The sequence below is a fragment of the Halomonas sp. BC1 genome (genome assembly GCF_002078135.1).
Lineage (GTDB): Bacteria > Pseudomonadota > Gammaproteobacteria > Pseudomonadales > Halomonadaceae > Vreelandella > Vreelandella stevensii.
In genome coordinates this window covers 131633-141594 of the sequence record NZ_LFGS01000017.1, presented here as the reverse complement: position 1 = coordinate 141594, position 9962 = coordinate 131633, and the positions used below count along the sequence as shown (strand labels likewise).

Here is a 9962-nt window from a genome sequence, read left to right as displayed (position 1 = left end):
ATTCGCCAACCCCACTCCTCAGATTTCCAACGGCCAATAGACTGGATTTTTTCCAAAATTGGACTCATTTCAAGCCAACTTTACCATCTTGCCCTGCCAGCCATCATTAACAAAGGGTTGACGACATCGCCAATATTGGAATACTTTCCATTTGCGGGGGCGGGGCCCCCCCTGAGAAGATAATGACGGGTGCCGATTGTAGGCAAAAGTGCGCCGCCGGGCGAATTTTCGACCCTCCTCACCCAGCGAGCGCTTATGGCGCGTAATGACAAGGGTCAGAGGCCGCCGCTGTCCTAGGATGACAAAGCACGCGTTTTTGCAACGCTCGGCAACGACACCAGACAACCCAATCAGACAACAACGACATGAGGATCACCCCATGCGCACGAACCTCCCTCGACGGACCCTGCCAGGCAGTCTTGTCCGGCGCCCGATTGCCCAGCGGGGGCTCGCCCTGGTCCTGCTGTTTGGCGCTTCCCTGCTGGCTGGCTGCGACCGTGAGCCAGCCGCCAGCTATCCGCCTGCGGCAACCCCGGATGCGCTGCATGCCCACGGGGAAGAATTTGCCGAGGACGTCATCCAGGTCACGGATAACATCTACGTCGCCATCGGTTTTGGTATCGCCAATTCGATCATGATCGAGGGCGATGACGGGGTCATCATCGTCGACACAATGGAATCCATGGAGGCCGGTCGGCGGGTGGCAGAGCGGTTCCGGGCGATCACCGACAAGCCGGTGAAAGCTCTGATCTATACTCACTCTCACCCCGATCACATCCTTGGCGCCGCCGCTTTCGTCACGCCAGGCGCTGACGTGGCCATTTACGCCCACGACAGCCTGATGCAGGAGGCCGAGAAGATCTTCAGTGTGTTGCAGCCGGTCATCACCCGCCGCTCCATGCACATGTACGGCAACCTGCTCGAGGATTCCGAGCGCTCCAACGTCGGCATCGGGCCCTTCGTGGATGCCAAAAGTGATTCCACCATCAACACGCTGCGCCCGACGCATACTTTCCGCGACCGACTGGATGTGACGATTGCCGGGGTAGACCTGGTACTCAAACATGCGCCGGGCGAAACCGACGACCAGATTCTGGTGTGGCTGCCTGAACAGAAAGTGCTGTTGCCCGGTGACAACGTCTACAAGGCATTCCCTAACCTCTACACCATTCGCGGCACCAGCTATCGCGACCCGAAAACCTGGGCGGACAGCCTGGATCTGATGCGTGGCCTGGGTGCAGAAATCCTGGTGCCCGGCCACACCCGGCCAGTATATGGCGCCGACGCAGTGGACAGTCTTCTGACCGACTACCGGGACGCGATTCGTTATGTGTTTGATCAGACCATCCGCATGATGAACGCTGGCATGACGCCGGACGAGTTAGCGCCGCGCCTGCGCCTGCCACCGCACTTGGCCGAGTCTCCGTATCTGCAGTTTTTCTACGGCAAACCGGCATGGTCCGCGCGCATGATTTATCAGGGCCAGCTGGGCTGGTTTGACAGCAATCCGAGTAACCTGCATCCGACGCCACCTGATGAGCGGGCACAACGCCTGACCGCACTGATCGGCGGGCGCGACGCACTGGCCGACGCCATCGCGGAGGCGGAGGCGGCGGGTGACGCGCAGTGGGTATTGGAACTGACGGATATCCTGTTGCGCGAGGCACCGGCACACACGGCCGGGCGTGAAGCACGCATCCGCGCTCTGCGAACGTTGGCCGAGAACGAGATCAACCCCAATGCCCGGCATTACTACCTGACGCATGCCGGGGAGCTGGCGGGTGATTTCGTGGTGCCTGATCGCATTTTCACGCCTGATGACGCGATGCTCAGCAGCATCCCCTTGTCCGCGTATTTCGACGGCCTGGCCGTGGCACTGGACGGCGAGGCCGCTTGGGATATCCATCAGCAAACCGTATTCGACTTTACCGATCTGGATGAACGTTACACGTTGATCGTCCGCCGGGGCGTTACCGAGCTGCTGCCCGGTGCTGTCGACGATGCCGACATCCATGTGCGCGTGGACAGCTTGCGCTTCCGGCAGTTACTCGCAGGTTTGCGCAACCCGGCGGTGGCGCTGGCGCGGGATTACGAATTTGTCGAAGGCGGGCGAGTGGGTCTGGCGCGTTTCCTGCGCCTGTTCAACCCGGACATTGAGGTAGAGTGATGTGACAGCGTGTCGCCATCTGGCCGCTGGTGCGATATGTCCTCGCGCCAGCAGCCTCGGCGATGCGCAGATCAGAGCTGCGGGATTTCCGGCTCCAGCGTCATGCGGGCATTCAGCGTATTGGCGATGAAGCAGCGATCATGGGCCTCATCGTGCAGCGCCTTGAGCGTCGGCTCATCCGGGCAGGCGTCATCATCAAACACCACGCGCGGACGCAGGGTGATATCCGTGATCGCCATGCGCCCCTGCTCGTTCTTGCCCAGTACCGCTGTGGCGCGATCCAGGTAGCTGACCACGCGCAGTTGTTTCTTGGCCGCCAATGCCAGGAACGTCAGCATGTGGCAACTGGCCAGAGACGCCACGACAGCCTCTTCCGGGTTCACACGACTGGCGGTGCCGTTGTAGTGCGGAGAGGAGGAAGCGGGCACCACTTCACCACCGGGGAAGGTCCATTCATGGTCCTGGTTGTAGTGCTGTACCGAGAATTCTGCGCGCGGTGCCAGGTGCCAGGTCACGGTGGCGCCGTGCTGAGCGGCCTGAGGCTGTGCGGTCTTCGGGTCTGTCATAGTGGCTCTCCTGAAATTGGCGATCCTGGCAGCGACTATCCTGCTAACAGTTGTCCTGCCTGCCAGGCGCGTGCGCTTTTATCATCGCCTTATGGGCGCCGATGCTCAAGCACACTACGACCATCGTTTGATCTGTATCAGGACGCCTGCTCTTCCATTGCCGGATCCGGACGCTGCGGCTGATGCTTGAGACACCGCTCGATTTCCCGCAGCACGGCGCCGCTGTACAACAATGCACAGTGGCCGTGATAGGGCACATGAATATTGGTGGCATTACCACCAAGCACGGCCGTATTGCTGGGCAGCACAAAATCATCAAAGTTAGAGTAGATCGAGTAGAACGTTGCGTCACCGGGTGTCGGGTCCAGCGCATTCAGTGCCTGGATGAACGGGCTGTTATAACGCATCTGCCCGGCAGCACCGAGAGCCGGGAAGAGATTGGCGATACGGGACCCGGCATGGGGCGAACCCAGCGTCACGACCTTGTCCAGCTTGCCCGCCAATCCCAGGTGATGCAGCGCATAGCGGGTCAGGGGGCCGCCCATGCTGTGGCACACCAGATGTGCCTTGCGCGCACCGGTCACCTGCAACACCTTCTCCACATGATCGCGCACCTGCGCCGCCAGCTTGCGGGCATCAATGGTCGGCGGTGTATAGCTGACCGCATACACATTGCGCCAGCCGCGCCGCTTGAGCCGCCACTGTAACCAGAGAAAATTGGCGCTATCGCCGCCGTAGCCATGCACCAGGATAACCGGCGTGGTGCCGGGGGCCCGGTCCTTCACCGGCGAGGCATCATGCAACAGCCGCAGGGGGTAGCTGAGCACCAGTACCGTCATGGCCGCCCATTCCGCCAGCATGCCTATGGCGCCGGGCAACATGCGTACCGGCGTCTCGCCGGGCACTACCGCGAGTTCGGTAGAGGTGCGGCGCTCGTAATACCAGATCGCGTAAAACGCCAGGGTCTGCAGCCCCGTACCCAGCAGCACGAGGCCCAGTAACAGCCCGATCAGTTGCAGCATTTATTCCCTCTCCCGAAGACGTCCCCGCTTGACCATAGGCCTCAACTCCGGGGCAGTCAAAGCCAGGCGCGCCAAAGTGCGCTCAATCAAAACCCTGCACCGCAAGCCACTCGTCACAACACGCCACCGCTTGCGCCAGCTTGTCCGGTTGGCCGAAGTAGTAATGGTTGGCGCCGGCGATTTCCCGGAGTGTCTTGTTGTCGTGTCCGATGGCCTCATACAGCCGATGAGTGTGCGACGGGGTACAGGCATCGTCGGCACCATTGCCAATCACCAGTGCCGGCACACTGATACGCGCGGCGGCGGTGATGCCGTTGGCGCGGCTGTGGTCGTAGCTCCACTGGCTCATCCAGCCCCGCAGGGTGTTGAACCGTGCCAGCGCCACCGGGCCATTGTTCACCTGTCGCGGGTCGCCCAGATAACAGTGCCCCGGCGTGCGCTCGTTGGCATCCTGGGTCGGATCAAGCCAGCGCACATCGCACATGGTGCGATGGGTCACGAAACCGGTTTCCTCGTTCGCGTTACCCGCCTCTCGATGCGCGGCCAACTGCGCCTGCACCCAGGCCGTGATGCGGCGGTTGCGGGCAATCTGGGCAGCGCGAAAGCGGGCCACGAAGGCGTCGTCGTAGGGCGGCTGCGCCGGGCAATCCGGATGATAGATATCCAGTGACAGATCCCGGTCATCGGGGTGATGCTCATCCAGCACTGAGGGGTCGAGCCATTCAGTCAAGGTGCCGGCGCGTGAGATATGCGCCGCCAGCAACATGATGCCGTCTGCCGGTATCAGCGCATGGCGCGTCAGATCATAGGGGTCGCCAGCCGGCGTGTGCGTAATCTGCGGCTGCTCGGCCTCGGCCTGATAAAACAAGCTCAGGGAGCCACCGCCGGACCAACCGGCCAGGACCACGCGCCGGTAACCCAGGCGCTCTCGGGCATCGCGAATGCAGGCGCCCAGATCCGCTGCGACCTTCTCCATAATCAGGGCGCTGTCGTTGCCGCGATAGCGACTGTTGCAATAGATGACATGCCAGCCCGCCTTGGCCAGTGCCGACACCATGGGCAAGTAGGCACCGCCACCAACGGGGTGCATGAACACCAGCACGGTGTCGCTGGCCCGTTCCGGTTGCAGCAGATGCGCTTCCAGCGCGACAAAATCTGCCGGTCCGGCATAGGTGTCCTTGAAGCTGGCCCGCTCGGCAAAGGTGATCAGATAAGGGGTGCGGGTGTAGGCGTATTTGTGCATCAGGACTCAGGCTCCGCTTTGCGCAAGCCGCTGAAATCCGCTTTGCTCGTGTCCAGACCCCGTTGATCCAGGGCTGCCCCGCTTTTCTGCTGTTTCAGGGCGCGCGTCTTGTCGGTCCAGGCCGCCAGCACCTCGTGGGCGCTGGCCTTGTCCGCCGCAACGATGTTGCGGTAATCCGTATCCTTGATGGTGATCTCCACCTGAATACCGTTGGGGTCATACATGTAGATGGAGTGCAGCATGTCGTGATCGATGGGGCCGAAGCAGGGCCGGCCCGCCTTGTTGATGCGACGGCGCCAGGCTTTGAGTTCGTCCAGGGTGTCCACCTCGAAGGCCAGATGCAGATCAAAGGCGTGTTTGGGGCGGAACTGCATTTCATCCATGCTTTCCGGTGCATCGAAGAAGGCGATGAAGTTACCGTCTGCCATCTCGAAGAACAGGTGCATGTAATCCACCTTGCGGGAGGAGCCCGGCTCTTCGTCGAACGTGAGCGCCATGGTCAGCGGCAGGCCCAGCACATCCTCGTAGAACCAGCGGGTCTGCTCGGCGTCGCGGCAGCGAAACGCCACATGGTTGATGTGCTTCAGTCTGGCCGGGGGTGCAAGATCCGTGTTCTGCGCCATGGCGATACGTCCGGGTTGTCGTCGGTCCTTCGACTGTATTCACGCCCCCGACACGGTTCAATGACCTATCTGTCCATTATGCGGTGCCTTTTTTGTCCGCGGCTTGTCCGGGGTGCATCGCCACGCATGGAGTGGCAAACTTGTCGGCCTCGGTACAGCACACGCTGCCCCTCGCCACGCCAGCCATGAAAGGCATGCCATGAAAGAACAGGTCATCATCAACGAAGTCGGCTTGCGTGACGGGCTGCAGAACCAGCCACAACACGTCAGCACCGACGACAAGGCGCGGCTCGCCGCAGCGCTGATTGCCGCTGGCGTGCGCTATCTGGAGCCGGTGAGCTTTGTGCACCCCAAAGCCGTGCCGCAGATGGCCGATGCCGCCGCATTGACCGACCGATTGCCGCAACGGGCCGACCTGCACTACACCGCGCTGGTGCCAAACCTTCGCGGCTACGAGATGGCCCGTGACAAGGGCTACCCGACGGTGGGCCTGGTGCTGTCGACAACCGACACCTTCAACCAGCGCAATCTGAATATGTCGCTGGAACAGGCCAGCGAAAGCTGCGAGCGCATCATCGCAGCGGCCAGGGCCGATGGGGTGGCAACCCGCACCTATATTTCCGGCGCCTTCGCGTGTCCCTACGACGGGCCAACGCCCGTGGATGTCACGCTGGCACTGACCCGGCGCATGATCGAGGCGGGCAGTGACGAGATCGCTATTGCCGACACCATCGGCGGGGGTAACCCGCAACAGATGAAGGACATCATGGCGCCGCTGGTGCAGACCTACGGCCCCGAGCGCTTTTACGTGCACCTGCATGACACTCGGGGACTGGCTGGCGCCATGGCCTGGGCGGCCTGTGATCTGGGCATCCGACGGTTCGATGCCTCGGTGGGCGGGCTCGGCGGCTGCCCCTTTGCGCCGGGTGCCACCGGCAATGTCGCCACCGAAGATCTGGCCTATCTGCTGTCTTCAGCAGGCTTTGATACCGGCATTGATCTGCAGGCGTTGCGCGCCGCCGTGGCGATCGCGGAAGCGGCAACCGGGCAGGTACTTGGCGGCCGTATCCTGCGCTGGATGGCGTCCCGGGAGGCACAGGGCAAAACCGTCTGCGCGCCCTGAGCATGCGCTGATCGGTCAAGCTATGGCGTACCCGGCTGTCTGGGAGTAATCTGCAGACATCATTTTTTTCGGCTACTGCCATGTTTCGTACCTTCAGGGTGCCTGGCCCCCCTCTGTCCCGCTATATCAGCGAGTTGTGGATCGCATCGTCGCCGGGCCTGCCGTTCTGCCGGGAGCGCCTGCTGCCCGATGGGCGCATTACGCTGGTGATCCCGCTGACTGACAGCCCGGCCACCCTGTACGAAGGGCCTTACGGGGCGCCGAAAGAATGCTTCACCGGGCCCTTCATTTGCGGCATTCACACCCGGGACATCACCATTGATACCGCGACCCAGAAGCATGTCATGGGAGCAAGCTTCCTGCCTGGCGGCAGCTTGCCATTCCTGGGTGGCTCCTCCCGTGCGCTGCACAATGAAACGCTGCATCTGGCGGAATTCTGGGGCGATGGCAGTCGCATGTTGCACGAGCAACTGCTGGCCGCCACCGACGATGCACAACGGTTCAGCCTGCTGGAATCCGCGTTGCTGCAACAACTGATCATGAGCCCGCATCCGGCGGTGATGGAAGCGGTGGCGCGGCTCAGCCTCAATCCTGCCCAGCGCATCTCACCTCTCGCCAATGAGCTGGGGCTCGGCCAGCGTCGGTTCCAGCAGATCTTCACCGACACGGTCGGGGTGCCGCCAAAGGTGTTTGCCCGCCTTAAACGCTTCTCGCACTTGTTGCACCGCACCAACAACCTGCAAGAGGCCGACTGGTCGTTGATGGCCCTGGATAATGGCTATTACGATCAGGCGCATCTGATTCGGGATTTCCGGGCCATGTCCGGGATGACACCAGAAGCCTTCCTGCGCAGCGAGCGGCGGCTGATCCATCACTTGCCGATCCTGCCACCGGGAGACTGCGCCGCCGTAACGCCCGCAACGCCTGAGCGCAGCGCGACATGCGCCTCCCCATTCGACATCTCATGCGGCACGGTATCCGGCACCAGAGCGGCCTGATCGCCTGACTCTTATCGGCAAGTCACTGCCGCCGCTCCAGCGCGCTGATCGCCCGATTGACCTCCGTCAGCCGTTGCCGCGCGCGGCTGCGGGCCGTCGCTGATATGTGACGTTTGCGCAGATCGCGCTCCAGCCCATCTCGCTTTATCTCCAGCCCGCGCAGCTCGGCACGCTCACCGAATGACAGGCGCCCGGAGGGTGAGCGCTGTGGCCGAGGCGGTTGTTGCGTCGTGGTCGCTGGCTTCGTGGCGGGCGGGCGCCGGGGCGGGGCGGCAGGTGCGGGCGCATCCATGCCACTGATGACACCGATGCCGGCGCCCTGCCGTGCATCATCGCAAGGCAGGTCGCTGAAAAGGGTGGTATCGTCTATATCGCTCTCGCAAACATAGACCGGCTGGGCAACCAGCGAGCTGGCCAGCAGCAGGCTCGCCAGGCAGGGGGTGATTCGACATAACGCAATGCGCATCCTTGTGCTCCGTTGCTCCTCGACAGTGACTGCCTGAAAGCATCAATCACACCAGAGAAGCGGGCTCTTGTCTGTCAGACATTGACGCCAAGGCTTGTCAGCCATCCCCGTCTCAGTCCATGCGGGTCAGGTCAGTCCATCCTGGTTATGTACCGCCACAGCGGAATCGCAATCAGGACACCCAGCAGAGCGCCGGAGCCATTGGCCAGCATGTCCAGCCAGGAGAAGTGACGCGTGGGCGCAAAGGACTGGGCAATTTCTATGGCGACGCCACAGCTGAACGCCGCCGTCCACACCAGCCATCCAGGCAACCGTGGCCAACCCCAGCTCAGCAGCCAGGCGAGCGCCATGTAACCAATGAAGTGCCCCACCTTGTCGTTGACGTAACGTGCGCCCAGGCGCAGCAGGTCGTCAGCAGGCCACAAGCTCATCACCCACAATGCCAGGGCGCAGAGAATAGCCAGGGCGCGCCATACGGGCATGCCCTTGAGCACCTTATCAAGCATGCCGTTGAGAAAAGGCCGCCGGGGGTCGTCTTTCATCCTTGTTCCTCTGATTCTGCTGCCGCCCAGGCGGGCGGCAACGACTACCGGGCAAACAGCTGGCGGGCAGCGCCCTCAGGCATGATCGCCCCGCAAGGCCTGCACCGCATCGCGCAAGCCGCTGGCCGTGACGGTGTCCGGTGCCCGTGGCTCAGCCGCCACCAGTGCCACGCGGGCCCGAATGCGTCGGGGCAGTTTGGCCAATGCCTTACCGTCCTTGTGGCTGAAGAAGCTGCCCCACAGGCCCTGCAATGCCATAGGTATCACCGGCACCGGGTTGCGGGCAACGATTTTTTCTATACCCGCACGGAATTCACCGATATCACCGTCGCGGGACAGGCGACCCTCCGGGAATATGCACACCACATTGCCGGCATCCAGTTCCTCCTGCACCCGCTCGAACGCTGCATCATAGATCTGCGGGTTACGCTCACGGCTGTCTATCGGGATGGTCCTGCCAGTGCGGAAAATATAGTTCAGCACCGGCATGTCGTAGATCTGCTTCTGCATCACGAAACGCACCGGACGCTGCACGGAACCAGCGATCAGCAGCGCGTCCACATAGCTCACATGATTACAGACCAGCACACACGGGCCTTGTTCCGGAATATGCGCCAACCCGTCACGCTTGACCCGATACATGACTTTGGTCATCACCCAGATCATGAAGCGCATCATGAATTCCGGCACGATGCTGTAAACAATCGCCGCCACAATCAGGTTGGCAATGGCCAGTATCAGGAAGAAGCCGGGAATACTGATATCCAGCAAACCGACTACCACAATGCCCGCGATGGCAGAGAGCACCATCAGCAACGCATTGAGAATGTTGCAGGCGGCAATGACACGTGCCAGATGCGAGCTGCGGGTGCGCTGCTGGATGAATGAAAACAGAGGCACGATGTAGAAGCCGCCGAACACCCCGATGCCGAACAGATCCAGCAGGATGCGCAGACCGGCTGGCTCAGACAGGAAGGCGCCGACACCCATCAGCCCGTTAACGTTCGCCATCTGATCCGGCAGCCCCTGGTAGGAGAAGAACAGATCAATGCTGAATAACGACAGGCCCAGCGAGCCGATCGGCACCAGCCCCAGCTCCACTTTCTTGCCGGAAAGTTTTTCGCACAGCACCGAGCCCACACCGATGGCAATGGAGAAGGTGGCCAGCAGCAGGGCATACACCATCTCGGTGCCCTGAATATAATCATCGAC

At 61.9% G+C, this 9962-nt stretch carries 10 protein-coding genes; 3 read left to right on the top strand and 7 right to left on the bottom strand.

What is annotated here, in order from left to right; genetic code table 11:
• The first annotated feature begins 379 nt into the window (after nt 1–379).
• The gene (locus B7L72_RS13725; RefSeq protein ID WP_081195021.1) at nt 380–2167 is read left to right on the top strand and encodes an alkyl sulfatase dimerization domain-containing protein; all 1788 of its coding nucleotides are present in this window, start codon (nt 380–382) and stop codon (nt 2165–2167) included.
• Between the two features lie 71 nt (nt 2168–2238).
• Here the strand turns inward: B7L72_RS13725 and B7L72_RS13720 are convergent, their stop codons facing one another.
• The 4 genes from B7L72_RS13720 to B7L72_RS13705 form a co-directional block, all read right to left on the bottom strand.
• Nucleotides 2239–2733 carry an OsmC family protein gene (locus B7L72_RS13720; RefSeq protein ID WP_081195019.1) on the bottom strand — a complete coding sequence of 165 codons (495 nt, stop codon included), beginning with the start codon at nt 2731–2733 and terminating at the stop codon, nt 2239–2241.
• 137 nt (nt 2734–2870) lie between these two features.
• Nucleotides 2871–3755: an alpha/beta fold hydrolase gene (locus tag B7L72_RS13715; RefSeq protein WP_081195017.1), complete on the bottom strand. Its 885-nt coding sequence runs from the start codon at nt 3753–3755 to the stop codon at nt 2871–2873.
• Between the two features lie 82 nt (nt 3756–3837).
• A complete protein-coding gene (locus B7L72_RS13710) occupies nt 3838–4998 on the bottom strand; it encodes an alpha/beta fold hydrolase (RefSeq protein WP_081195015.1) in 1161 nt (386 codons plus the stop codon).
• On the bottom strand, nt 4998–5621 hold the full coding sequence (locus B7L72_RS13705; protein ID WP_081195013.1) for a VOC family protein: 624 nt from the start codon (nt 5619–5621) through the stop codon (nt 4998–5000). Before B7L72_RS13705 ends, B7L72_RS13710 begins: the two co-directional genes overlap by 1 nt.
• A gap of 199 nt (nt 5622–5820) precedes the next feature.
• Here B7L72_RS13705 and B7L72_RS13700 point away from each other — a divergent pair, with 199 nt between their 5' ends.
• Together B7L72_RS13700 and B7L72_RS13695 are read left to right on the top strand one after the other, a co-directional pair.
• The gene (locus tag B7L72_RS13700) at nt 5821–6744 is read left to right on the top strand and encodes a hydroxymethylglutaryl-CoA lyase (protein ID WP_081195011.1); all 924 of its coding nucleotides are present in this window, start codon (nt 5821–5823) and stop codon (nt 6742–6744) included.
• An 80-nt stretch (nt 6745–6824) separates the two neighbouring features.
• On the top strand, nt 6825–7742 hold the full coding sequence (locus tag B7L72_RS13695; protein ID WP_081195009.1) for a helix-turn-helix domain-containing protein: 918 nt from the start codon (nt 6825–6827) through the stop codon (nt 7740–7742).
• A gap of 22 nt (nt 7743–7764) precedes the next feature.
• Here the strand turns inward: B7L72_RS13695 and B7L72_RS13690 are convergent, their stop codons facing one another.
• From B7L72_RS13690 to B7L72_RS13680, 3 genes are all read right to left on the bottom strand, one after another.
• Nucleotides 7765–8208: a hypothetical protein gene (locus tag B7L72_RS13690; RefSeq protein ID WP_081195007.1), complete on the bottom strand. Its 444-nt coding sequence runs from the start codon at nt 8206–8208 to the stop codon at nt 7765–7767.
• 131 nt (nt 8209–8339) lie between these two features.
• On the bottom strand, nt 8340–8750 hold the full coding sequence (locus B7L72_RS13685; RefSeq protein ID WP_139788516.1) for a VanZ family protein: 411 nt from the start codon (nt 8748–8750) through the stop codon (nt 8340–8342).
• Between the two features lie 75 nt (nt 8751–8825).
• Nucleotides 8826–9962: 1-acyl-sn-glycerol-3-phosphate acyltransferase (locus B7L72_RS13680; protein WP_176212891.1), on the bottom strand; the 1137-nt coding region annotated here is incomplete at its 5' end.

Coding starts and splice junctions, on each gene's coding strand:
- B7L72_RS13725 (WP_081195021.1), top strand. CDS start 380: ATGCGCACGAACCTCCCTCGACGGACCCTGCCAGGCAGTCTTGTCCGG.
- B7L72_RS13695 (WP_081195009.1), top strand. CDS start 6,825: ATGTTTCGTACCTTCAGGGTGCCTGGCCCCCCTCTGTCCCGCTATATC.
- B7L72_RS13700 (WP_081195011.1), top strand. CDS start 5,821: ATGAAAGAACAGGTCATCATCAACGAAGTCGGCTTGCGTGACGGGCTG.
- B7L72_RS13705 (WP_081195013.1), bottom strand. CDS start 5,621: ATGGCGCAGAACACGGATCTTGCACCCCCGGCCAGACTGAAGCACATC.
- B7L72_RS13685 (WP_139788516.1), bottom strand. CDS start 8,750: ATGAAAGACGACCCCCGGCGGCCTTTTCTCAACGGCATGCTTGATAAG.
- B7L72_RS13710 (WP_081195015.1), bottom strand. CDS start 4,998: ATGCACAAATACGCCTACACCCGCACCCCTTATCTGATCACCTTTGCC.
- B7L72_RS13720 (WP_081195019.1), bottom strand. CDS start 2,733: ATGACAGACCCGAAGACCGCACAGCCTCAGGCCGCTCAGCACGGCGCC.
- B7L72_RS13715 (WP_081195017.1), bottom strand. CDS start 3,755: ATGCTGCAACTGATCGGGCTGTTACTGGGCCTCGTGCTGCTGGGTACG.
- B7L72_RS13690 (WP_081195007.1), bottom strand. CDS start 8,208: ATGCGCATTGCGTTATGTCGAATCACCCCCTGCCTGGCGAGCCTGCTG.